This window comes from Aeromonas sp. ASNIH7 (assembly GCF_002903485.1).
Taxonomy (GTDB): Bacteria; Pseudomonadota; Gammaproteobacteria; order Enterobacterales; family Aeromonadaceae; genus Aeromonas; species Aeromonas caviae.
The window spans coordinates 587766-611897 of record NZ_CP026226.1; the positions used below are offsets into that span (position 1 = coordinate 587766).

The window sequence follows — 24132 nt, forward strand, 5'->3', positions numbered from 1 at the left end:
GCTGTATGAGTCCTCAGTGCGTATAAGTGGCGAGGTGGCGTGGAAGATGATGCGCCAACTTTATTGGGCACATGATGGTCATGGCTATTCCAGACGAGGCTCTCCAATTAACCGGAGTAACCTGCGCAATTGGGTTTTACTGCGACATCCTCTGAACCCTGAAAATAACAATGCCGCCCTGCAGGCGGCATTATCGAGATCCGGATCCGGCGATCAGATCAGGAAATCGTTCAGATCCTTGCCCAGCGCAACTTGCTCGGCGATGGCCTTGGGCATACGACCCTGACCGGTCCAGGTCTTCTCCTGACCGTCTTCCTGGTACTTGTATTTCGCAGGACGGGGAGCACGCTTGCTCTTGGTGGTGCCCGCCGCAGCCGGAGCCGCCACGCTGCCGATCAGTTCACGGGGATCGATACCAGCCTGTTGCAGCATTTCGGTGAATTCATTCAGTTTGCGCTGACGCTCTTCCTGTTCGGCACGTTCCTGTTCAACGGACTCGGCACGCTCGTTATATACCAGGTCAAACTTTTCTTTCGCTTCTTGCAGTTGCTCAAACGGCAGTTCACGAATGGCAGCGCGCAAGCTGCGAATGTTCAGCAGAACCTTCAGAAACTCGTTCATTACTTCCTCACAGAATTATTTTTGTATGTCACAGGGATAACACGATTTGAGAATAGCATGCCCATTGGATAACAACATAATGTTTTTATACCATCCGGCAGCGCGCTGACACCATATGGACATTATTCACCGTGGTTAATTCCCTGCCTGATACTTATTGGGAATACCCTCACGGACTTTATTTTCTATTTTCCCCGGTTAATCTCTGGTTCACCTCATCCGTTGCACACGCTGTTATCTCTTACCCGCGTCGCTCTGCGCCAGGTCATTTAGCAGCAGTGTCGGCACTTATTGTACAAATAGTGCGCTCATGGCCATGACCTTCGCGGACAATAAACCAGGTCCCGTTTCAGGATGCCCCTTGCGCCTGATCCTGTATCCAGCGGATGAATGCCTGGATCTTGGGACACTGGCGATGAGGGAGGGTCGCCAGGTAATAACGCGGCTCGCAGCGCACCGCCATATCCGGGAAGGGCATCACCAGCGCTCCGCTCGCCAGCGCCTGGCTTGCCAGCTGCCTGCGCCCCATGGCGACACCGGCGTGGTGGGTGGCGGCAAGGATCGCCAGATCCGCTCGATCAAATCCCATGTGTGACGAGCAGGCCTCCAGGGAGAGATGCCAGTGGCTCCCCCAGGTGCGCCACTCGTCGCTGTCGGTGTCCAGGCCCCAGGCCTGCCTGTCATGGAGCAGGCGGCACTGCTGCAGATTCCCCACCTCCCCCATCAGACCGTGGTCGCTGGCGTATTGAGGGCTGCACACCGGCACCATGAATTCATCCATCAGGGGGTGAATGGCCAGGCCCGTCGGGGTTCTGGCGTCGAAGTTGAGGGTCAGATCGATGCCGTAGCCGTGCAGGTTTATATGCTCGTTGCCCGTCAGCAGGTTGAGCTCGATGTGAGGATGCAGGCGGGAAAAATCGGCGAGCCTTGGCACCAGCCAGCACTGGGCGATGGAGGGGCGCGAGTGCAGCGTCAGGGAGCCCGACAGCGCCTGCTCCCTGATCTCCAGCACCTCCTGATTGATGAACTCCAGGGAGGAGGTGAGCGCCCAGAAGATGCGCTGCCCCTCCGTGGTCAAGGCCACCTTGCGGTGAAAGCGCTGGAACAGCAAAAACCCGAGCGCCTCTTCCAGGGCCGAGATGCGGTGGCTCACCGCGCTTGGGCTCAAGGAAAGCTCGTCGGCGGCGAGCGCAAAGGAGCCGTGGCGGGCCGCTGTCTCGAAGGTGTGGAGCCTGGCGAGCTGATGGCTGCTGAGCAGCTTGCTCCTCACCCCCGGGTGCTCATCGCGTTGCATGGTTGGGCCTCCCTCTCTTTTATCTGGCGGATGATACCAGAAGGGCGAGGTTTGCATTCACCAGGAAGACTCAAGTCACCCGTATTCGAAGGTACAGCAGGGCAGATGACCATTTGCATCAACTGGGCTCATCCAAGCGACGCGTTTTATCATTTGTCACGGCAACGCTGGTGCCATTCAATGGGATGATTACGTCACCACCCCGAGAGGCTTTCATGACACACACCGACATTGCCGGGCTCATCGCCCGCTTTCCCCTGCTCGAACCGCTGATCGCCCTCACCCCTGTGACCTGGTTCAATCCGGGGGCCACCTCCCTCGCGGAAGGATTGCCCCATGTGGGGCTCACCCGGCACGATGTGGCCGCCGCCTCCGCCCGGCTCGCCCGCTTCGCCCCCTACCTGTGCGAGGCCTTCCCCGAAACCCGCGCCAGCCACGGCATCATCGAGTCCGGGATCGCCGCCATCCCGACCCTGCAGGGGACCCTCAATGGGCGCTATGGCGTCGAACTCACCGGCAGGTTGCTGCTCAAACAAGACAGCCATCTGCCCATCTCCGGCTCCATCAAGGCACGCGGCGGCATCCACGAGGTGCTGGCCCATGCCGAACACCTGGCCATCCAGGCTGGGCTGCTGCGCGAGACGGATGACTATCGCACGCTGTTCTCGGACGAGTTCCGCCACTTCTTCAGCCAGTACAGCATCGCGGTGGGGTCGACCGGCAACCTCGGCCTCTCCATCGGCATCATGAGCGCCCGCCTCGGCTTTCGCGTCACCGTCCACATGTCGGCTGATGCGCGGGAGTGGAAGAAGCAAAAGTTGCGCGAACATGGCGCCATCGTGGTGGAATACGCCGAGGATTACGGGGTGGCGGTGGAGCAGGGGCGCAAGGAAGCCGAGCGCGATCCCAACTGCTTCTTCATCGATGACGAGCACTCCCGCACCCTGTTCCTCGGCTATGCGGTGGCGGGCGAGCGGGTGAAAAAGCAGTTCGACGAGATGGGCATCAGGGTGGACGCCGACCATCCGCTCTTCGTCTACCTGCCTTGCGGCGTCGGCGGTGGCCCCGGCGGGGTGGCCTTTGGTCTCAAGCTGGCGTTTGGGGACAACGTGCACTGCTTCTTCGCCGAACCTACCCACTCCCCCTGCATGCTGCTCGGGGTCCACACCGGGTTGCACGATGCCATTGCGGTGCAAGACCTTGGCATCGACAACCTCACCGCCGCCGACGGCCTCGCGGTGGGACGCGCCTCCGGTTTTGTCGGCCGCGCCATGGAACGCCTGCGCCTGCTTGCGGGCTTCTACACCCTGAGCGATCAGGAGATGTACGACCTGCTGGGGCTCCTGGCCCGGGATGAAGAGATCCGGCTCGAGCCCTCGGCACTGGCGGGCATGGCAGGCCCCTGGCGAGTGGCCACCAACCTTGAGTGGCAGAGTGGGCAGGGACTGGATGCAGCCAGGATGGCCGGGGCCACCCACCTGGTGTGGGCCACCGGCGGCGGCATGGTGCCCGCCGAGGAGATGGAAAAATACCTGGCCTGCGCCCGGATCTGATCTTTTTTTCGCCCCCGTGACCCGCCGACCTGGCGGGTTTTTCTGCTGCGAGATCAGCAAGATGGCACCTCAGCCCTCGCCACCATGACACAGACGGCCAGACTGCTGGACAGCCTGATTTGTCATCCAGCCCCACTGACTGGTTATTTTGTGATACGATAGAGACCGTTTTTTGACATCTGCGCCCCGTTGTCCCCTTTTTCCGGTGAGATAACCACCGGATCCGGCGACCAACACCTGCCGGGCGCAGCACAACATGTGCCCAGTTCGAATCGCTCCTGCGCGACCTTGACGCCAGGAGCACTCCCCTCTGGGCACCTTAGATAAGGAGATCGGGCGATGAAACAATATCAAAGCTGGTTGGGACAATATCTGATGAGCCGCCGTGACGGAGACCACGCCATGGCATCCGAGCTCGCCAACTCCATCTGCGAATTCTGGCAGGCCCGTGGAGATGAGGCCGAGACCAGCAAATGGCAGCAGATCTACGAGCAGCACGTGGAAAAAACCACCTGACGACCTGCTCTCCTCCATAAAAAAACCGGCGCTCATGGCGCCGGTTTTGCATTTCAACGACCCGGATCACATCTGGTCGATCATGTCTTGGGCGAACTGGGAGCAGGAACGCAGGGTGGCTCCTTCCATCAGACGCTCGAAGTCATAGGTGACGGTCTTGTTGGCAATGGCCGCTTCCATCCCCTTGACGATGAGGTCAGCCGCCTCGGTCCAGCCCAGGTGGCGCAGCATCATCTCGGCAGAGAGGATGAGGGAGCCCGGGTTGACCTTGTCCTGACCGGCGTACTTGGGCGCGGTGCCGTGGGTAGCCTCGAACAGGGCCACACCGTCGCCGATGTTGGCGCCCGGGGCGATGCCGATGCCGCCGACCTGGGCCGCCAGCGCGTCGGAGATGTAGTCGCCGTTGAGGTTCATACAGGCGATGACGTCATACTCGGCCGGGCGCAGCAGGATCTGTTGCAGGAAGGCATCGGCGATGACGTCCTTGACCACGATGGTCTTGCCGGTCTTCGGGTTCTTGAAGGAGCACCAGGGGCCGCCGTCGATGAGCTGGGCATCGTACTCTTTCTGGGCCAGGGCATAGCCCCAATCCTTGAAGGCACCCTCGGTGAACTTCATGATGTTGCCCTTGTGCACCAGGGTCACGGAGTCGCGATCGTTGTCGATGGCGTACTCGATGGCGGCACGGACCAGACGCTCGGTACCGGCCTTGGACATGGGCTTGATGCCGATGCCGCAGGACTCGGGGAAGCGAATTTTCTTCACGCCCATCTCGTTTTGCAGGAAAGCAATCACCTTCTTGGCTTCATCGCTGTCCGCCTTCCACTCGATGCCAGCGTAGATGTCTTCGGCGTTCTCGCGGAAGATCACCATGTCGGTCAGCTCGGGGTGCTTGACCGGGCTCGGGGTCCCTTCGTAGTAACGGACCGGGCGCAGGCAGACGTAGAGATCCAGCTCCTGGCGCAGGGCCACGTTGAGGGAGCGAATACCGCCGCCGACCGGGGTGGTCAGCGGGCCCTTGATGGCCACGCAGTATTCACGAATGAAATCCAGGGTTTCGGCCGGCAGCCAGGCACCTTCGCCATAGACATGAGTCGATTTCTCGCCGGTATAGATCTCCATCCAGGCGATCTTGCGCTCGCCTTTGTAGGCTTTCTCGACCGCAGCATTCACCACATTCAACATGGCCGGGGTCACGTCCACACCGATACCATCCCCTTCGATAAACGGAATGATGGGGTTGTGGGGAACCTGCAGCTTGCCGCTGGCATCGACTGTGATTTTCTGGCCCTGGGTCGGGATAACTACTTTGCTTTCCATCGGCATCTCCTAACTTCCGTTTGTTATCAATCTGATCGTTGCGCGCGGCCATCTTAAGCCCATCCATTTGCATAATCAAATAGCGGGCGTGCATGTCAGACCATAGTCGGGGAGTGGATCACAGTGCGCCTGAGGATCCCCTCCTCCCTCGCTACCCTCTGGTCCTGACGAGGCGCAGGCCCCGTCCATCCGGGCCTCTTCCTCTAGTGATGACAGCGTCTCCCTGCCCTCACCGCCCCGAGGGCGCCATTCCCCCAAATCCCGTTCGCCTTTACATCGTCGTAACCCCTTTGGCGAGGCAAGGCGCGCCGGGGGACAGGCTGCCGGATCCGGACTAGGCTCTTTGCCAGTGATCGGGGCGCCCGGGGCGGGGCCAGTCATGAAGAGAGCACGACAACAAGGAGAACACCATGTTTATCGTCACCAACCGGATGGTCAACGAGCAGGGCAAGACCCCCAGCGAGATCTTTGGCGAAAAACCCGCAGAGGGCCCCAACGAACTGCGCCTCGCCGAGGCCCGGCGTCAGGGCAAACAGTGGCAGCTGGACCTGCTGCCGGATCAGATCACCGCCGAGATGGCCGCCAGCGTCGGCCTTGACCCCGACCTCCCCCACCCGGCCAGCGCCTATGTGGCGCGCAAGCTGCTGGAGCGCTGCGCCGGGACCGGCAGCACGGCCAAGCAGAAGCTCAAGACCGGCAAACACCTGCTGCTGTTCGTACACGGCTTCAACAACGATCTTGACGATGTGCTGGAACGGGCCGCGGGGCTCGAGGCCCGGTACGGCGTCGAGGTGCTCTGCTTCAGCTGGCCCGCCAATGGCGGCGGCGCCCGGGGCGTGCTGAGCTACAAGAGCGACAAGCGCGATGCCCTGGCCTCGGCCGGTGCCCTTGACCGGGTGCTGGAGAAGATGAAGGGGCTGCTCGACGAGTTCAACGGCCAGTATGTGACGCAGCTGGAAGAGAAGGCCCAGAAGAAGTTCGCCGACAACGGCGAGGCCTGGGATCGCTACTTTGCCAAGGAGGTGAACAAGCGCTGCCCCTTCACCATCAACCTGCTGCTGCACAGCATGGGCAACTACCTGTTCAAGCACCTGCTGAGCAGCACGACCTACCACGCCAACCAGCTGCTGTTCGACAACATCATCATGGCCGCCGCCGACACCAACAACGAGCTTCACGCCCAGTGGGTCGACCGCATCCAGTGTCGCAACCGCCTCTACATCACCATCAATGAGCGCGATGGTGCCCTGATGGCATCGCGCATGAAGATGGGGGAGCAGCAAAAGGCGAGGCTCGGCCACTACACCCGGCGGCTGGACGCCAGAACGGCCACCTATGTGGACGTGACCAATCAGCCCCATGTGGGGGACTCTCACGCCTACTTCGAAGGGGATGCCCTCGCCAACGAGAAGGTGCTGCGCTTCTTCCACACCGTCTTCAACGGCGGCACCGGCGAGAGCGCGGAGCTGTTCGATGCGGCCCAGAACCTCTATCGCCTCTAGCCACTGCGCAAAAAAACCACCGCCCCGAACAGGGCGGTGGTTTTTCATTATGCGCTCACTTGGTGGCCACAAGGCCGCCAGGGGCTAGTGTTCTGCCGCTTCCGGCTGGGGCGCTTCGCTGCGCTCCCGTTGCAGTTCATCGACCCTGGCCTGCCATCTGCCCTGGGCCTGTTTTTGCCCCTGGGACTCGAATTCCTGGCGCATGGTGTCGATTTTTTGGTCAAGTTTTTCCATCAGGATGTCTCCTTACATCTCGGGTTACACACTGGCTGACGGCACTGTTTGGCCAACCTGCTCACCCGATTGGACACCAGGTTTTCCCCAATTGTCCAACAAAATAAACGATTGATTATGCAAAAACCAATCTAGAAAATGGGTTAAAGCTCCTTATGAAACCCCATAAGCCACCCTGAAAACGCCTGATAAAAGCACTGTTTTTGCCATTGATATCAATACCTTGATATTTATAACTTGCTCAATTACTCCCTTGAGATCGGCATGACGAGGATATGCACATTTTTTTTCACAAAAACTCCCCGCTCTCCGGGTTTTGCGACCGGAAAGGCCCCCTTGTCCATCCAAGAACACGATAGGTTATGACGCAACCCATCTCTTTAATGGATAGATAATCCCCAACCCCGGCCCTGCGGCTTGCCAGCCCGACCACCAGCAGGTTCGCTTGTTACCCATCCGGGCATATCCCGCCCCACTCCCGCCCCGATAAAATGGGGCCGCACCGCGCCTGCTGAGCGGGTTGTTGCCGCCCTCATCCCCTCTCGTCGGAGTCATGACATGGATCTCTTCTGGTGGTTTGCCCTGCCCGTCGCCGCAGGCACCTTCTATGGGTGCTATTTCTGGAACCAGCGCCATGCCCAGCCCGACTGGCTGCGCCTGCCTACCCGCGCCGACTACCTGCACCAGCATCCCGAGTGCGCCACCGACGATGAACATGGGGCGCGCTGCTGCGCCTGCGGCTCCGACAAGGTGCTGGGCCATCCCCAGACCGGCTGGCCTGATCATCGCTTTCGCCACACCTGCCTCTCCTGCGGCAAGGCGCTCTTTCGCACCGAAGAGCCCCCTATATAAGTATCCACATTCGCCCTTTTTGTATGGCGATGTATGGCGATGGCAGATGCTGACACCCGCGAAGCAGCAAAGAGCACATGCTCAGGGCAGGGAGACATCTCAGATGGAAAAGGATTTAACCGCACTGAAGCGCAAGTGGCTCAAGAAGCATCTGCAAGCGCTACGGGCAGCAAAAGACGAGGAAGAAGAAAAAGTAGGCATGCCAGGGTTTGTCGGCATCCTGTGCGCCCTGCTCCCCTTGCTGACAGCGGCTATCTATTTGGTCGGGATGCGATATTACCACGGCTATCTTGACCGCTTCGGCCTTGAATACACCGAGTTCTCCCAACCAGCGGATGTCACTCTTTTTCACGGATTCCTGCTGCTGCTACAGCTGCTCTTGCCTTACGTGTTCCCTCTCGTCATGACAGTTGGAGTGCTCTTTGCCACGCTCTCATGCCTGTTTTTCAAGGTGAGGTGGCGCTTGACTCTCTCATGGTGGGTGGTCCGCTTTTTTGTTCTGCTTCCCATCGTGATGAAGGGTGGGAAAATTGCCCGCACCTATCCCGCTCCATTTACATTTAGTTGTCTGATTTGGTTAAAGAATACCTATTTGAAATTTGCACTTTTCATGCTTCCTATCCTGTTGGTCATCTGGGCATCTGAATACACCAGACCCATGGGGGAGAAAGAGGCTAACAAGCAGATCACCCTCCTCGAACAAGGCAACTGGCCAGAGAGTAAGGCCCATAGCCAGTCCCCTCTGCTGGGGGATGAACCCCATATCCGCATCGGCTGCAACACCTCCCACTGCGCCTATCGCCTCAAGGGGGGTGACACCCTGATCCTGCGCCTCGACCAGATAACCGAAACCCGCTACCAGCCTGACAAGGCCGCGCCGAAATAGACGGCATGGCGCAGGCGTCCTGACAGAGAGAGCGCCGACCAGGTCAGAATGGGTTGTCGTTTGTGACCCTCTTTCGTACTATTGCCCGCCACTGCGAACCCCCTTTTCCGGCCCGGGCGTCACGCACGGCGCGGGCCCACAAACGGATAGCGATCCCATGACATCTCTGACCCACTGCTCGGTGCTGGCGATGACGCTGGTTGCACTGCCCGCCCTCGCCTCCGGTGACGGTGACGGGTGCGGCTTCTGGCTCACCGACTGCCCTCTCCCCACCTATCCGCTCTATCTCAACGAGAACGACACCCGGGGCAACCTGCTGATGCTGCTGGGGGATGCCCAGCATCACCCCCTCCCCTTCACCCTGCCGGCGGATCCGCTGAACGAGCGCAGCCAGCCGCTGTTCTACCTCACCCGCCTCCCCCAGCCGGAGGAGGTGGAGGACCCGGCGCTGCGCGAGCAGCTCGGCAGCCGACTGGCCGCCTACGACCCGTCCCTCTCCCCGCTGCTCGAGCACTACGCGGGCCACGACTCCCTCTACGGCCACGCCATCTCCAACTCCCTCTCCTCGGTCAGCGCGTTTCTGGACGCCCTCGAGCAGAGCGAGGTGCCCGCCCCGGAGCGCACCTCGCTGCTGCGAAGCCGTCTGCTGATCCTGGGGCAGCAGGAGAGCCCGGCCCCCGCGACCGAAATGAGCGGTGCTACCCTGGAGTGGCAGGGGTATCTGCAGGCCGCCCGGCACTTCTACGAGAGCCGCTTCGAGGAGGCCCGCGCAGGCTTTGCCGCCTTGCAGCAGGCCAAGGCCCCCTGGGTGGCCGAGAGCGCGACCTACATGGTGATGCGCACGGAGATCAACCTCGCGATGAAGGAGGCGAAGGACGAATACGGCGATCAGGACGTGACCAGGAGCGACAAGGAGGCCCTTCGCCGCGCCATGGCCCAGGGTCAGGCCTATCTGGCGGCCTACCCGCAAGGGCGCTACGCCAGCTCGACCAGAGGACTGTTCAGACGCATCCAGTGGATGGCCGGTGATCTCGGCGCCCTGCGGGATGCCTATGACGAGGCCATGGCAACCCGCCAGCCCTTGCCGGCGCTGGAGGCCCTGGTCAACGAGATCGATCTCACCCTGCTCAGTGGCGATGCCTATCGCCATCAGGCGGCCTATCAGGACTCGGCCCAGCCGGCGCTGCTGTTCGTCAATGCCCTGCGGGGTCTCAGACCGACCTATGAGCGGCCGCGGGACTGGCAAGATGCCCAGCTGGACGACGCCATCGCGCACCTGCAAAAAACCGGTCACCAGGCGCAGGCGGCCTATCTCAAGGCCTACGCCCTCTTTTTGGACAAGCAGTTCGAGCAGGTGCTGGCCCTGCCCTCCCCGAGGCAGGAGGACGCCACCCTGGCATTCAGCCACCAGATGCTGCGCATCTGGGCCTGGCAGGGCATAAAGGCCTTCGACAAGGCCGAGCAGGCCCTGATGGCGCTGGTGGCCTCCCCCCTGGGTCAGGCCCAGCAGGCGTTCGTGGAGAACGTGCTGGCGGATCACTGGGTGCGCACCGGCAACACGGCCGCCATCTTCCAGCCGGGCAGCCCCATCACCCAGCTGCGCATCCGCGCGGCCGTGCTCAAGCAGGAGGCCGAACCCGCCCTGTTGCGCCAGCAAGCCAGTCAGGGCCCGAGCGCGGCGGAGCGGCAGATTGCGCTCCATACCCTGCTGGTGCGGGATCTCATCGCCAGCGACCCGGCCACCTTCTTGCAGGATGTGGCCCTCATCCCCGCCGATTACAAGGAGGCGACCCCTCCCGCCGACGCGCCCTGGGAGCCCGTGCCCAACGGGGATGTGCGCCTCTCGGCATTCCAGTGGCGCGGAGAGGGGACGCCCCAGGGCTACCACTGCCGGGATCTGGCCCAGACCCTCGGCACCCTGGTGCAGCGCCCCGACGATGGTCATGCCCTCAACTGCTTCGGGGAGTACCTGCGCAGCCGGGATCCCCATATCGACCTGTGGCAGGATCGCGAGATGATCTGGGGGCTGGCGCAAGACGAGCGCCCCACGTTCCCGAGTCGCCTCGCCCTCTATCAGGCCGTGATGGCCAACCCCAAGGCGGAGCCCGAAGACAAGAGCTATGCCCTCTATCGCGCCATCCAGTGCTATGCCCCCTCCGGCTACAACAGTTGCGACAGCCAGGAGATCCCCAAACGCACCCGGCAGGCCTGGTTCAACACCCTCAAGCAGCGCTATGGCAACTCGGTGTGGGCCAGATCCCTCAAATACTACTGGTGAGCCATGAGCAGACGCTCTGAGCGCGCACTGTTGGCGCTGCTGCTGACGGCCCTGGCCACCCCCCTTGAGGCCAGTGTCGATGCCAGCGCCTATCACGGGTTCTGGCTCTGGTCCGCCACCCGCCACCAGCCGGTACTGGAACAGGCCAGCACCCTCTATCTGCATCAGGGGGAGATCCTGGACAGGCCCGGCGGCCCCCGCTTCGTCAAGCTGGGGCGGGTTCCCTCCCCCCTCAAGGCCGGGCAGGTCTGGCTGGTGGTGCGTGTCAACGCCCTCCCCCTCTCCCCCGCCCACGAGCAGGTGCTGGTGCGCCTCTACGAGGGGTGGCGCGCGGCCGGGGCCAGGGTGGCGGGCATCCAGATCGACTTCGATGCGGCGACCCGCCAGCTCGATCGCTATGGCAACGCCCTGCAACAACTGCGGCGCGCCCTGCCTCCCGAGTGCAAGCTCAGCGTGACGGGGCTGCTCGACTGGGCGAAAACGGGGGACGTGGCAGAGCTCAATCGCCTGCCCGTGGACGAGCTGGTGATCCAGACCTATCAGGGCACGCGTACGGTGCCGGGCTATCAGGCCTATCTGCCCGCCATGGCGCACCTGACCATCCCGTTCAAGGTAGGGCTGGTGCAGGATGGGGAGTGGGATCCCGCCTGGCAGACAACACTGGCCGCCTCCCCCCACTACCGGGGCGAGGTGGTCTTCCTGCTCAACCGCCCGGCGCCGATCCCGGGGACCAGCCCCCCTGTTCCCCGGCATGACGCCCACTGAGACGCGGGTGAACCCTATCGGGGCACAGGGGCAAGGGCGTGCCCACGGCAAGCAGCAGTGGCCGACCCTGATCCGGCTGGTGGCATCCACACCGGGCGAGATGCCGTGCGAGAGGAACGCCGCCCGAGCCACCACATCGGTCAAGCCCGCCATCGTGCTGCGCGGCGCGCGCCGTCACAAACAGGGAGAGAAACAAGGATGACGTTTGTCGAGATGAACCCCGCCCACCTGCCGCTGGCCCTGCTGCTGGAGGCCGATCCCGCCGCGTCGCGCATCGCCGCCTACCTGCCCGGGGCCTGGGGCTTTGCCGCCCTGGCGGACAACGAGGTCGTGGGGGCCTGCGTGGCGGGCCTGGTGGGGGAGCAAACCGCCGAGATCTTCAACATCGCCGTTGCCCCCAGCCGCCAGCAGCAGGGCATCGGCTCCGGCCTGCTGCGCTTCGTGCTGGAGAACCTGGCCGGGAAGGGGATAGGCCGCGTCGAGCTCGGTACCGGCAGCTTCGGCCACCAGCTCGCCTATTACCAGCGCCACGGCTTTCGCGTCCATGCCGTCGTGAAGGATCACTTCCTCATCCACTATCCCGAGCCCCTGATGGAGCACGGCATCCAGCACAAGGACATGCTGCGCCTCTCCCTCGCACTGACGCCGGACACCGCCTCCCCCTGACCCGAGAGGTAAGCCCCGCTCTCCCCCTGATGGCCGCCCCCTGTGGTACACTCCGCCATCCCCTGTTTTTGGTAGGCATGCGATGAAATCAGCCCGTCCCCGTCTCTCCCTCTCCGCCCGCCCTGACGCAGGCCGCACGGCCAGCGGGCCTACCACGGCGCGCCCATCCCAACGCCGGGAGGCCCGGCACCTAGGGAGCGTCAACGAGCGCAAACCGGCCCCCGCCCCGGTGGATCGCAAGCTGCTGCTCTTGAACAAGCCTTACATGGTGCTCTGCCAGTTCACCGACGAGGCGGGCCGCGAGACCCTCAAGGATTACATCAAAGAGCCCGGCATCTATGCCGCGGGCAGGCTGGATCGAGACAGCGAAGGGCTCTTGCTGCTCACCAACGACGGCAAGTTACAGGCACGCCTCACCCAGCCGGGAGAGAAGACCCCCAAGACCTACTGGGTGCAGGTGGAAGGCATCCCGAGCGAGGAGAAACTGGCCGCCCTTCGCGCCGGTGTGGAACTCAACGACGGCATGACCCTGCCCGCCGGGGCGCGCATCATGGATGACCCTGCGGTGTGGCCACGTAACCCGCCTATACGCGAGCGCAAAGAGATCCCCACCTGCTGGCTCGAGATAACAATCGTGGAGGGGCGCAACCGCCAGGTGCGGCGCATGACCGCCCACATCGGCCACCCCACCTTGCGCCTCATCCGCTACGCCATCGGGGAGTGGACCCTCGATGGTCTGGCGCCGGGAGAGAGCCGCGCCCTGCCCGCCCCCGAGCTGGCACCCGCGCCACGACCAGCCGCCACGCAAGGCAAACCACGGGCATCCGCCGCAGCCGGGGGCACTGGCCGCAGTGCCCCCCGCACCGCCCGGCCAACAGATCAGGAGCCACCCCAGGGGCGGGAGCGCCGCGGGGCAGACCCGCGCCCCGGCAATCGCAGCGGCGGGCGCACCACCGCCCGCCGTCCGGCTCGCACCAAGCCCTCTGAATGAAGGCGACAACGGATCTGCATCGAGCGCCCCTGCCGGGGCACAGCCAACAAGACAAGGAGTCCTTATGAGCGATCACCCACCGCTGCCCACCCGCCTCACCGTGGCCGCCCTGGTGCACTGGCAAGGGCGTTTCTTGCTGGTGGAAGAGGAGATTGCGGGCAAGCGCCGCTTCAACCAGCCCGCCGGCCACGTGGAGCCGGGAGAAGATCTCATCCAGGCGGCCTGCCGCGAGCTGAAGGAGGAGACCGGACTCACCGCCGCGCCCACCGGCTGGCTTGGCGTCTACCTCTTCAAACCGGCGGACAGCGAGGCCACCTTTGTGCGCACCGCCGTCATCTTCGACCTTGAAAAGTCGCCCGGTCAGCACCATCCAGAGGATCCCGACGGTGACGTACTGGCCTGTCACTGGCTCAGCCTGGAGGAGATTGCCGAGTGCAAGCCCGCCCTGCGAAGCCCCCTGGTGTGGCAGTGCATCCAGGACTATCTGGCAGGCACCCGCCTGCCGCTGTCGGCCCTCAAGGCCTTTATCTAAGCGCCATTGGACGCTCTTTTTGACGCGATGGGGCCGAGACAAGAAAAACGATTTCCCGCCGCCGGGCTTCCGAGGGGAACGGCGGCAGGGAGATGTGACCGGGGGCGCAAAACTCTGGTAGAATACGCCCCGTTTAAACGAACTGGTAACTTCGACTAATGACAGACAACAGCCAAATCAAGGTGATCGTCGGCATGTCCGGCGGCGTGGATTCTTCCGTCTCGGCCTACCTGCTCCAGCAGCAGGGCTATCAGGTCGAAGGCTTGTTCATGAAGAACTGGGAAGAAGACGACACGGACGAGTACTGCTCTGCCGCCCAGGATTTGGCTGATGCCAAGGCCGTCTGCGACAAGCTGGGGATGAAACTCCACACCATCAACTTCGCCGCCGAATACTGGGACAACGTCTTCGAGCACTTCCTGGAAGAGTACAAGGCGGGTCGCACCCCGAACCCGGACATCCTGTGCAACAAGGAGATCAAGTTCAAGGCGTTCCTGGAGTTTGCCGCCGAAGAGCTGGGGGCCACCTACATCGCCACCGGCCACTATGTGCGCCGTGACGACAGCACCGGCCGCCCGCGCCTGCTGCGCGGTCTGGATACCAACAAGGATCAGAGCTACTTCCTCTATACCCTGAGCGAAGCCCAGGTGGGTCAGAGCCTGTTCCCGGTCGGGGATCTGGAAAAACCCGAGGTGCGCCGCATCGCCGAGCAGCTGGATCTCATCACCGCCAAGAAGAAAGACTCCACCGGCATCTGCTTCATCGGTGAGCGCAAGTTCAAGGACTTCCTGGCCAAGTTCCTGCCCGCCCAGCCCGGCCCCATCGAAACCGTGGACGGCAAGATCATCGGCGAGCATCAGGGGCTGATGTACCACACCCTGGGCCAGCGCAAGGGCCTTGGCATCGGCGGTCGCAAAGATGCCACCGAAGAGGCCTGGTACGTGGTGGACAAAGAGGTGGAGCGCAACACGCTCGTGGTGGCGCAAGGGGAACACCCCCGTCTCTACTCCGACGGCCTGGTCGCGAGCCAGCTGCACTGGGTGGATCGCACCCCCATTCGCGCGCCGCGCCGCTGCACCGTCAAGACCCGCTATCGGCAGGAAGATATTCCCTGCCTGATCCAGCCCATCGACGATGAGACCATCCGGGTCATCTTCGACGAGAAACAGGCTGCGGTGACCCCGGGCCAGTCCGCCGTCTTCTACGACGGGGAAGTGTGTCTGGGCGGCGGCATCATCGAACAACGTTTCAGCCATCCGGTCTAAGGGCTGGGCGCTCACGAGCGTCCGCGCTGTACTCCCTTCTCCCCTCGCGGGAGAAGGGTTGGGGATGAGGGGGTAACCACCCTCACCCTGACCCTCTCCCTGAGGGAGAGGGGACAAAGAAAAACAGTACCAGGCAGCGATACATGATTGGCAACGTCCAGGCCGGATCATGGCATCGGCCGGTGAATGAACAGAACAGGGCCATGAAGATATGAGCGACAAATTCCAAGACAGAACCATGGCCTTCGCAGGCATCTGCCAGGCCGCCTATCTGGTGCAGAAAGTGGCCCGTGACGGCTCCTGCGACGAAGCCTCCCTGCGCGAGAGCCTGCAAAGCATTCTGGTCACCAACCCCACGCAGCCGCTGGAAGTGTTCGGCAGCCACCTGGCCATTCGCGACGGCTATCGCGCCCTGGTGGAACAGCTGGGGGCCGACGGCAGCCAGAAGAATGCCGAGCTGACCCGCTACGTGGTGAGCCTGATCGCGCTGGAGCGCAAGCTCGCCAAGCGCAAGGACATCCTCAACATGCTGGGGGAGCGGATCAGCCAGATCGGCCGCCAGCAACAGCATTTCGATCTGCTCGACGAGCAGATCCTGGCCAACATGGCGAGCATCTACAGCGACCTTATCAGCCCCATCGGGCCGCGCATCCAGGTGGCGGGCACCCCGCTGTTCCTGCAGCAGCCCCTGGTGCAGCACAAGGTGCGCGCCCTGCTGCTCGCAGGCATCCGCGCCGTGGTGCTGTGGCGCCAGCTCGGCGGCAGCCGTACCCAGATCATCTTCGCCCGCAAGAAGATGGTGGAACTGGCCAAACGATTTTAACCCCCACACCAATCATCAGGAGTTCACCCCATGGAGCTGTCCGCGCTGACTGCCGTTTCCCCGATTGACGGTCGTTATGGCGACAAGGCCGATGCCCTGCGCCCTATCTTCTCCGAATTCGGTCTGCTGCGTTTTCGCGTCGAAGTCGAGGTGCGCTGGTTGCAAAAACTGGCCAGCCACGCCGGGATCCCGGAAGTCCCTGCCCTGAGCGAGGCAGCCAATGCCGTGCTTGACGGCATCGTCAGCAACTTCAACGAGCAGGATGCCGCCCGCATCAAACAGATCGAGCGCACCACCAACCATGATGTGAAAGCGGTGGAGTACTTCCTGAAAGAGAAGGTGGAAGTGAACCCGGAGCTGGCCGCCGTCAGCGAATTCATTCACTTCGCCTGCACCTCGGAAGACATCAACAACAACTCCCACGGCCTGATGCTGAAGACCGCCCGGGAAGAGGTGATCAAGCCTTATTGCGAAAAGCTCATCAGCGAGATCAAGCGCCTGGCCGTCGAGTACCGCGACATGCCGCTGCTCTCCCGTACCCACGGTCAGCCGGCGACCCCGAGCACCATGGGCAAGGAGATGGCCAACGTCGCCTACCGTCTGGAGCGCCAGCTCAAGCAGATCATGGCGGTGGAGCTGCTGGGCAAGATCAACGGTGCCGTGGGCAACTACAACGCCCACATCAGCGCCTACCCGGATGTGGACTGGCACCAGTTCTCCGAGGAGTTCGTCACTTCTCTCGGCCTGACCTGGAACCCCTACACCACCCAGATCGAGCCCCACGACTACATCGCCGAGCTGTTCGACGCCCTGGCCCGCTTCAACACCATCCTGATCGACTTTGACCGTGACGTCTGGGGTTACATCTCCCTGGGCCACTTCAAGCAGCGCACCATCGCCGGCGAAATCGGCTCCTCCACCATGCCCCACAAGGTCAACCCCATCGACTTCGAGAACTCCGAAGGCAATCTGGGTCTGGCCAACGCCGTGTTCCAGCACCTGGCGAGCAAACTGCCCATCTCCCGCTGGCAGCGTGATCTCACCGACTCGACCGTGCTGCGCAACCTGGGTGTGGCGGTGGGTTACTCCCTGATTGCCTATCAGGCGACCCTGAAGGGCATCTCCAAGCTGGAAGCCAACGCGGACGCCATGGCCGCCGATCTGGACGCCAACTGGGAAGTGCTGGCGGAACCCATCCAGACCGTGATGCGCCGCTACGGCATCGAGAAGCCCTACGAGAAGCTCAAAGAGCTGACCCGTGGTCGCCGCGTCGACGCCGAAGGGATGCGCACCTTCATCGACACCCTGGCACTGCCGGAAGCGGTCAAGGTCGAGCTCAAGAAGCTGACCCCGGCCAACTACATCGGCGACGCCCAGCGTCTGGTCGATCTGCTGAAATAAGTGATGTAACCGAACCGGCGGGGGCTCTGTCATGACGGCAGGGCCCCCGTTGATTTTGGCCCATTTGATATGATCACCCTCTATCGGGCCATTTCAGAGCCCTTGCCCAAGCCCGCCTTGGGCAAGCCCTCTCACAAGATACGAGAAGCACCATGTACCAACTCAATCTGGATATCGCTCACTTCCTCGAGCACTACTGGCAGAAGCGCCCGCTCCTCATCAAGGGCGGTTTCACCGACTTTCAGGATCCCATCAGCCCGGACGAGCTGGCGGGTCTGGCCATGGAGGAGGTGATCGAATCGCGCCTGGTCACCCGCTTCAACAACCAGTGGGAGGCGGCCCACGGCCCCTTCGAATCCTACGATCACCTGGGGGAAGAGAACTGGACCGTGCTGGTGCAGGCATGCAACCACTGGGTACCCGAAGTACACGAGCTGGCGGTGCCCTTCCAGTTCATCCCGGGCTGGCGCTTTGACGATGTGATGGTGAGCTTCTCCACCCCTCACGGCGGTGTCGGCCCCCACATCGACAACTACGATGTCTTCATCACCCAGGGTCAGGGCAAGCGCCACTGGCGGGTCGGCGATGCCAAGCCCTTGAACGAGTTTGCCGCCCACGCCGCCCTGCTGCACTGCGAGCCGTTCGAGGCGATCATCGACGCCATCATGGAGCCGGGCGACATCCTCTACATCCCGCCCGGATTCCCCCACGAGGGCTACGCCATCGAGCCCTCCCTGAACTTCTCGGTGGGTTTCCGCGCACCGGACGCCAAGGCGCTTATCTCCTCCTTTGCCGATCACCTGATCGACAACGAGATCCGCACCGAACGTTACGGCGACCCGGACCTCCAGCCCCGCGCCCGCCACGGGGAGATCCAGCCCCACGAGCTGCACCGCCTGCGGGAGCTGATGCAACAGGCCCTCGACGACGAGACCCTGTTCAAGGAGTGGTTCGGCACCATGATCTCCGAGGCCAAGCACGACCTGGACGTCAATCCGGTGGAGCCGGACTACAGCGCCGACGAGGTGGCCGACCTGCTGAGCCAGGGGGAGCCCGCCATCAAGGTGCCGGGGTTGCGCAGCGTCTGGTTCAGCGGCGAGAGCCGCACCTGCTACATCGACGGCGAAGCCTGGACCCTGCCAAGCGAGGATCCGGCCGCCATCGCGCTCCTGTGCGACAAGGACATCATCACCCAGGACGCGCTGCTGGAACTGGCCGATCAGGCGGGCTTCCTGCAACTGCTGACCCGGCTGGTCAACCGCGGCTACTGGTTCTTCGGCTGATCCAGAGGGCTGCCGCCCCTCCCGGCGTGCCGGGAGGGGCGGCGTTTTTTTCCGCTGTAGGCCAACCGGCTCCTGCCTTGCGTTGCTTCGTCCTGACGCCGCGGGAGGGAGTGACTACACTGGATGACGGCCAACGGCATCGGGCCGGATCGCCGCCTTAATGGGGCCCTGTTGTTTGTCATTTAACAACATGGGATCGGGCAGGATGCGGGGCCAGAAATGGGAACCAAATGGCCTCAGTTACGGAAAATCAATTATTTTAGCCCCTAAAATGAGCTGTGAGCGAAAACGTTATCTTTCAAATTGAGGCTGTTTTCGCTCAAAACGTTGTTTCTGGATCATAAAAAGTATCCAAAAACTGGTGTATATTGCACGGCGGAAATTCCTTAACCATGAAGACTGACATGAAAAAGACCAAAATCGTCTGCACCATCGGTCCCAAGACCGAATCCAAAGAAATGCTGGGCAAGATGCTGGATGCCGGCATGAACGTCATGCGCCTGAACTTCTCCCACGGCGACTACGCCGAACACGGTGGTCGCATCAGCAACCTGCGCGCTGTCATGGCCGAAACCGGCAAGCACGCAGCCATCCTGCTGGACACCAAGGGTCCGGAAATCCGCACCATCAAGCTCGAAGGCGGCAACGACGTCTCCCTGGTCGCCGGCCAGACCTTCACCTTCACCACCGACCAGACCGTGGTGGGCAACAAAGACAAAGTCGCCGTCACCTATGCCGGCTTTGCCAGCGACCTGCGCGTCGGCAACCGCATCCTGGTTGACGACGGCCTGATTGGCCTGGACGTCATCGAAATCACCGAGCGCGAAGTGATCTGTAAAGTGCTCAACAACGGTGACCTGGGCGAGAACAAGGGCATCAACCTGCCGGGCGTCTCCATCAAGCTGCCGGCCCTGGCCGAGAAAGATAAGCGCGACCTCATCTTCGGTTGCGAGCAAGGCGTTGATTTCGTTGCTGCCTCCTTCATTCGTAAGAAAGAAGACGTGCTGGAAATCCGTGAGCACCTGAAAGCCCACGGCGGCGAGAACATCCAGATCATCTCCAAGATCGAAAACCAGGAAGGCCTGGACAACTTCGACGAGATCCTGGCTGTCTCCGACGGCATCATGGTTGCCCGTGGCGACATGGGTGTCGAGATCCCGGTAGAAGAAGTGATCTTCGCCCAGAAGATGATCATCGAGAAGTGCAACAAGGCGCGCAAAGTGGTCATCACCGCCACCCAGATGCTGGACTCCATGATCAAGAACCCGCGTCCGACCCGCGCCGAAGCTGGCGACGTGGCCAACGCCATCCTGGACGGTACCGACGCAGTCATGCTGTCCGGTGAGTCCGCCAAGGGCAAGTACCCGCTGGAAGCCGTGACCATCATGGCCACCATCTGCGAGCGTACCGATGCCGTGATGCCGTCCAACCTGTCCGCTGCCAACGACAGCAACAAGCTGCGCATCACCGAAGCAGTCTGCAAAGGCGCGGTAGAGACCTCCGAGAAGCTGGACGCCCCGCTGATCGTGGTTGCCACCGAAGGCGGCAAGTCTGCCAAGGCCATTCGCAAATACTTCCCGAAAGCCTGGATCCTGGCCATCACCACCAACAAGAAGACCGCTGCCCAGCTGGTGCTGACCAAGGGTGTGGTTGCTCACGTGGTTGACTCCATCGCCTCCACCGACGACTTCTATCGCATCGGCAAAGAAGCCGCGCTGGAAATCGGCATGGGCGTGAAGGGTGACGTGGTTGTCATGGTCTCCGGTGCCCTGGTACCGAGCGGTACCACCAACACCGCCTCCGTTCACGTACTGTAATCAGTCCTGAACCGATGAAAGCGGCGCCTGCGGGCGCCGTTTTTTTTTATCTCTCCCCCTGCTGCCCCTCTTGCGCCGGTGCTAGAATCCACGCGGATTTTACCCTGGTGGAAAATCCCCCGAACATCGCATAATCACCCGGACGCTTTATGCTCTCAACACGCTTCAAAAGAGCCTCGGCCACCCTGCTGCCGCTGCTCTATTTACTCATCACCTTCTGGACCCCGAGCACCCTGGCGCAGGATCTGCCCCAGCGCGCCACCGTGCAGCGGGCGCTCGACGCCCTCGGCAAATCGGACACCCCCACGGCCAGCCAGCAGGCGGACCAGAAGTTCCTGACTGACACCCTCTCCCTCCTCGACAGCATCGACAAGGAGAAGAGCAAGGCCAAAACCCAGAGCGAACGCCTGCGCACCCTGCCGGCAGAGCTCAAGGAGATCGGCGCCAAGCTCGACGCCCTGACCCAGGGCAAGAGCCCGGAGCAGCTCAAGAGCGAATACGCCACCATGAGCCTGGCGGAGCTCGATGCCCGCCAACCCGAGATCATGGCCAACATGCAGGCGGCCCAGGAGGCCCTTGGCACCATCGGCAGCCAGATCACCAACCTGCAGACCCTGCCGGAGCGGGCCCAGGCCAGCATGAGCCGCGCCTATCAGCGCAGCCAGGAGATCCGCACCCGCCTCAACGCCGGGGACGGGGTGAGCAGCGCCGAGAAGATGAAGCTGGGCGCCGAGCTGGCCTTGCTGGATCTGCAACTGGCCAACCTGCAAAAGGAGCTGGACAACCGCACCAGCATGCAGGATCTGGTGGTCAAGCAACGGGACTACCAGAGTGCCCGTCTCGCCAGTGAAGAGCAGAAACTGCAGGCATTGCAGGAGCAGAGCAGCGCCAAGCGCCTGGGGGACACCGAGAAGACTGCCGAAGAGACCGGCGAACTGGTGGCCGCCGAAGACAACCCCCTGGTGCAAAAAGAGCAGGAGCTCAACTACCAGCTCAGCCAGCAACTCATCAGCTCCACCAACAGCCTCAACACCCTGGCCCAGAAGAACCTGCAGGCGAAGAGCATGCTGGAGCGCGGCACCCAGACCGAGCGCAACCTCAACGAACAGGTACAGATGCTCAAGGGCAACCTGCTGCTCTCGCGCATCCTCTATCAGCTCTACCAGCAACTGGAAGCGGCCCCCTCCACCCTGGTGAAGAACCTGGAGGAGCAGATCGCCGACCTGCACCTGGCCCAGTTCGAACTGAGCCAGCAGCGTGACCAGCTGTTCCAGAAGAACCAGTATCTGGACAACCTCATCGCCAGCAGCGGCGAGACGGTGAGCGACGAAGACAGGGCCAGCCTTGCCAAGCTCATCGACACCCGCATCGGCCTGCTGGATCAGCTCAACCGCCAGATGGATGCCCAGCTCACCAACGCCATCAGCCTGCAACTGACCCAGCAGCAGCTGACCCGGGTCTATGCCTCCATCGAGTTCACCCTGCAACAGCACATCTTCTGGGTGAGCAGCAACAAGCCCATCGATGCCAAGTGGTTCATCACCTGGCCGGCCCAGGCCTTCAAGCAGGCCTCCGACTGGGTGCTGAAACCGGACTGGAGCGGCTGGGGCGACATGCTGCTGGCGGTCTCCCTGCTCTCCCTGCCGCTGCTGCTGGTGGGCGGCCTGCTGCTGTGGAAGCGCGGCACCCTGCTCGAGCGCCAGAAGAAGATCGTCAAGGATCTGGGTCGTTTTCGTCAGGACAGCCAGTGGCACACCCCCCGTGCCCTGCTGTTCACCGTGCTGCAACGCCTGCCGGGCACCCTCTTCATCCTGGCCGCCGGCCTGCTGCTCGCCTATTGCGGCCTGCTGAGCCCGAGACTCATCTTCCAGATCACCCTGAACCTGGCCCTCGGCTACCTGGTGTTCAGTGTCTACCTGTCGGTGATGCGACCGGGGGGCATCGGCGAGACCCACTTCCGCATGCCACGGGACGAGCTGCAGGCCAAGCGCAACAGCATGCGCTACCTCTGGCTGCCCCTGCTGCCCCTCATCATGCTGTCGACCAAGGCGGTGGTGGAACCCTCCTCCCTTGGCAACGACGTCATCGGCCAGGGCATGACCATGCTGCTGCTGGGGCTGACCGCCTACCTGGTGCTGCCCATCTCCCGCGCCCGCATCAAGGGCGAGGCGAGCATGTTGCAGACCCTGACCGCCGTCGCCCTGGCGCTGGCGCCGGTGGCCCTGATGGTGCTGGCAGCCCTTGGCTACTACTACACGGCCCTGAAACTCACCGGCAGGCTCATCGAGTCCTTCTACCTCATCATCATCTGGGGTCTGGTCTATCGCACCGCCCTGCGCGGTCTTGAGCTGGCGGCCCGTCGTCTGGCCTATCGCCGCGCGGTCGCCAAGCGGGAACACAAGACCCAGGAGGATGCGGAAGGGGGCGAAGCCATCGAAGAGCAGCCCATGGATCTGGAAGAGGTCAGCCAGCAGTCCCTGCGTCTGACCCGCATCATGCTGCTGCTGGTGTTCGGCGTCGCCTTCTACTGGCTCTGGTCTGATCTGGTGGCAGTCTTCACCTACCTCGACAGTGTGGTGCTGTGGCACAAGAGCGAGGGGACCGGGGCCAACGCCGTGCTCTATCCCATCAGCCTGAGCGACGTGCTGACCGGCCTCTTCGTGTTTGGTGCGGCTCTGTCGCTGGCCCGCAACCTGCCGGGCCTGCTGGAGGTGCTGGTGCTCTCCAAGCTGCGTCTCGCCCAGGGCACGGCCTACGCCTTCACCACCATGCTCAACTACGCCCTGATCGGGGTGGGCAGCCTGACGGCGCTGGCCATGCTGGGGGTCCAGTGGGAGAAGCTGCAGTGGCTGGCCGCCGGTCTCTCGGTCGGTATCGGTTTCGGCATGCAGCAGATCGTCTCCAACTTCATCTCGGGCATCATCATCCTGTTCGAGCGCCCGGTGCGGATCGGCGACACCGTCACCATCGGCACCATCTCGGGCACGGTCAACAAGATCAGGATCCGCTCCACCACCCTCACCGACTTCGACCGCAAGGAGGTGATCATCCCGAACCAGCAGCTGATGATAGAGCGGCTCATCAACTGGTCCCTGTCCGACACCGTCACCCGGGTCATCGCCCGGGTCGGGGTGGCCTATGGCTCGGATCTGGATCTGACCCGCAAGCTGTTGATGCAGGCCGCCATGGAGAACAGCCGGGTGCTGAAAGACCCGGCCCCCATCGTCTACTTCCTCACCTTCGGGCCCAGCACCCTGGATCACGAGCTGCGCTTCTTCGTAAGCGAGCTGGGGGATCGCAACCCGGCCATCGACGAGCTGAACCGCCGCATCGACGTGCTGTTCCGCGAGCATGGCATCGAGATCGCGTTCAACCAGATGGACGTCTACATCAAGAACATGCAGGGAGACGAACAGAAGGTGGAATCCCGCCCGGCGCTGCCGCCGGCGGGGAACCAGCCCGTCTGATCCCGCCCGCTTCACAGGCCCCGTCACGGGGCCTGTTTTTTTTCTGCCCGCCCCCCGCCTTGGAAA

At 62.5% G+C, this 24132-nt stretch carries 21 protein-coding genes; 17 read left to right on the forward strand and 4 right to left on the reverse strand.

What is annotated here, in order from left to right:
* Positions 1 to 213 precede the first annotated feature (213 nt).
* Together C2U47_RS02600 and dsdC are read right to left on the reverse strand one after the other, a co-directional pair.
* Positions 214 to 621, reverse strand: a complete 408-nt coding sequence (locus C2U47_RS02600; RefSeq protein ID WP_010673634.1) for an H-NS family histone-like protein — start codon at positions 619 to 621, stop codon at positions 214 to 216.
* Between the two features lie 349 nt (positions 622 to 970).
* Positions 971 to 1915, reverse strand: a complete 945-nt coding sequence (gene dsdC / locus C2U47_RS02605; RefSeq protein WP_069785335.1) for a DNA-binding transcriptional regulator DsdC — start codon at positions 1913 to 1915, stop codon at positions 971 to 973.
* A 215-nt stretch (positions 1916 to 2130) separates the two neighbouring features.
* Here dsdC and dsdA point away from each other — a divergent pair, with 215 nt between their 5' ends.
* The gene (gene dsdA, locus C2U47_RS02610; protein ID WP_103261434.1) at positions 2131 to 3468 is read left to right on the forward strand and encodes a D-serine ammonia-lyase; all 1338 of its coding nucleotides are present in this window, start codon (positions 2131 to 2133) and stop codon (positions 3466 to 3468) included.
* A 339-nt stretch (positions 3469 to 3807) separates the two neighbouring features.
* Complete coding sequence (locus tag C2U47_RS02615) at positions 3808 to 3984, forward strand: hypothetical protein (protein ID WP_080944224.1); 177 nt, start codon at positions 3808 to 3810, stop codon at positions 3982 to 3984.
* Positions 3985 to 4050: 66 nt separating this feature from the next.
* Here C2U47_RS02615 and icd read toward each other — a convergent pair whose 3' ends face one another.
* On the reverse strand, positions 4051 to 5304 hold the full coding sequence (gene icd, locus C2U47_RS02620) for an NADP-dependent isocitrate dehydrogenase (RefSeq protein ID WP_010673630.1): 1254 nt from the start codon (positions 5302 to 5304) through the stop codon (positions 4051 to 4053).
* A gap of 410 nt (positions 5305 to 5714) precedes the next feature.
* On the opposite strand from icd, the gene C2U47_RS02625 reads away from it, so the two are divergent.
* Positions 5715 to 6806: an alpha/beta hydrolase gene (locus C2U47_RS02625; RefSeq protein WP_069785337.1), complete on the forward strand. Its 1092-nt coding sequence runs from the start codon at positions 5715 to 5717 to the stop codon at positions 6804 to 6806.
* 84 nt (positions 6807 to 6890) lie between these two features.
* Here the strand turns inward: C2U47_RS02625 and C2U47_RS23040 are convergent, their stop codons facing one another.
* Positions 6891 to 7040, reverse strand: coding sequence for a hypothetical protein (locus C2U47_RS23040; RefSeq protein WP_082189325.1), 150 nt, complete (start codon positions 7038 to 7040; stop codon positions 6891 to 6893).
* Positions 7041 to 7598: 558 nt separating this feature from the next.
* On the opposite strand from C2U47_RS23040, the gene C2U47_RS02630 reads away from it, so the two are divergent.
* From C2U47_RS02630 to mscK, 14 genes are all read left to right on the forward strand, one after another.
* On the forward strand, positions 7599 to 7892 hold the full coding sequence (locus tag C2U47_RS02630) for a hypothetical protein (protein ID WP_069785338.1): 294 nt from the start codon (positions 7599 to 7601) through the stop codon (positions 7890 to 7892).
* 103 nt (positions 7893 to 7995) lie between these two features.
* Positions 7996 to 8778, forward strand: a complete 783-nt coding sequence (locus C2U47_RS02635) for a hypothetical protein (RefSeq protein ID WP_103261936.1) — start codon at positions 7996 to 7998, stop codon at positions 8776 to 8778.
* 157 nt (positions 8779 to 8935) lie between these two features.
* On the forward strand, positions 8936 to 11056 hold the full coding sequence (locus C2U47_RS02640) for a hypothetical protein (protein ID WP_103261435.1): 2121 nt from the start codon (positions 8936 to 8938) through the stop codon (positions 11054 to 11056).
* Between the two features lie 3 nt (positions 11057 to 11059).
* Positions 11060 to 11821, forward strand: coding sequence for a DUF3142 domain-containing protein (locus C2U47_RS02645; RefSeq protein ID WP_069785341.1), 762 nt, complete (start codon positions 11060 to 11062; stop codon positions 11819 to 11821).
* A gap of 7 nt (positions 11822 to 11828) precedes the next feature.
* Positions 11829 to 12023: a hypothetical protein gene (locus C2U47_RS02650; protein WP_069785342.1), complete on the forward strand. Its 195-nt coding sequence runs from the start codon at positions 11829 to 11831 to the stop codon at positions 12021 to 12023.
* Positions 12020 to 12487 (forward strand): GNAT family N-acetyltransferase, encoded by a 468-nt coding sequence (locus tag C2U47_RS02655; protein ID WP_103261436.1) that lies wholly within the window; start codon positions 12020 to 12022, stop codon positions 12485 to 12487. Before C2U47_RS02650 ends, C2U47_RS02655 begins: the two co-directional genes overlap by 4 nt.
* Positions 12488 to 12569: 82 nt before the next feature.
* Positions 12570 to 13478, forward strand: a complete 909-nt coding sequence (locus C2U47_RS02660) for a pseudouridine synthase (protein WP_103261437.1) — start codon at positions 12570 to 12572, stop codon at positions 13476 to 13478.
* Positions 13479 to 13542: 64 nt separating this feature from the next.
* Positions 13543 to 14010 (forward strand): NUDIX hydrolase, encoded by a 468-nt coding sequence (locus C2U47_RS02665; RefSeq protein ID WP_010673620.1) that lies wholly within the window; start codon positions 13543 to 13545, stop codon positions 14008 to 14010.
* A gap of 158 nt (positions 14011 to 14168) precedes the next feature.
* Entirely contained in the window at positions 14169 to 15275 is a 1107-nt protein-coding gene (gene mnmA, locus C2U47_RS02670; protein WP_010673619.1) for a tRNA 2-thiouridine(34) synthase MnmA, read from the forward strand.
* 211 nt (positions 15276 to 15486) lie between these two features.
* The gene (gene hflD, locus C2U47_RS02675) at positions 15487 to 16098 is read left to right on the forward strand and encodes a high frequency lysogenization protein HflD (protein WP_010673618.1); all 612 of its coding nucleotides are present in this window, start codon (positions 15487 to 15489) and stop codon (positions 16096 to 16098) included.
* A gap of 30 nt (positions 16099 to 16128) precedes the next feature.
* On the forward strand, positions 16129 to 17499 hold the full coding sequence (gene purB / locus C2U47_RS02680; RefSeq protein ID WP_069785343.1) for an adenylosuccinate lyase: 1371 nt from the start codon (positions 16129 to 16131) through the stop codon (positions 17497 to 17499).
* Positions 17500 to 17651: 152 nt separating this feature from the next.
* Positions 17652 to 18782, forward strand: coding sequence for a ribosomal protein uL16 3-hydroxylase (locus C2U47_RS02685; RefSeq protein WP_069785344.1), 1131 nt, complete (start codon positions 17652 to 17654; stop codon positions 18780 to 18782).
* A gap of 404 nt (positions 18783 to 19186) precedes the next feature.
* Complete coding sequence (gene pykF, locus C2U47_RS02690) at positions 19187 to 20599, forward strand: pyruvate kinase PykF (RefSeq protein WP_010673615.1); 1413 nt, start codon at positions 19187 to 19189, stop codon at positions 20597 to 20599.
* A 149-nt stretch (positions 20600 to 20748) separates the two neighbouring features.
* Positions 20749 to 24066: a mechanosensitive channel MscK gene (gene mscK, locus C2U47_RS02695; protein ID WP_069785345.1), complete on the forward strand. Its 3318-nt coding sequence runs from the start codon at positions 20749 to 20751 to the stop codon at positions 24064 to 24066.
* The last annotated feature ends 66 nt before the right edge of the window (positions 24067 to 24132 follow it).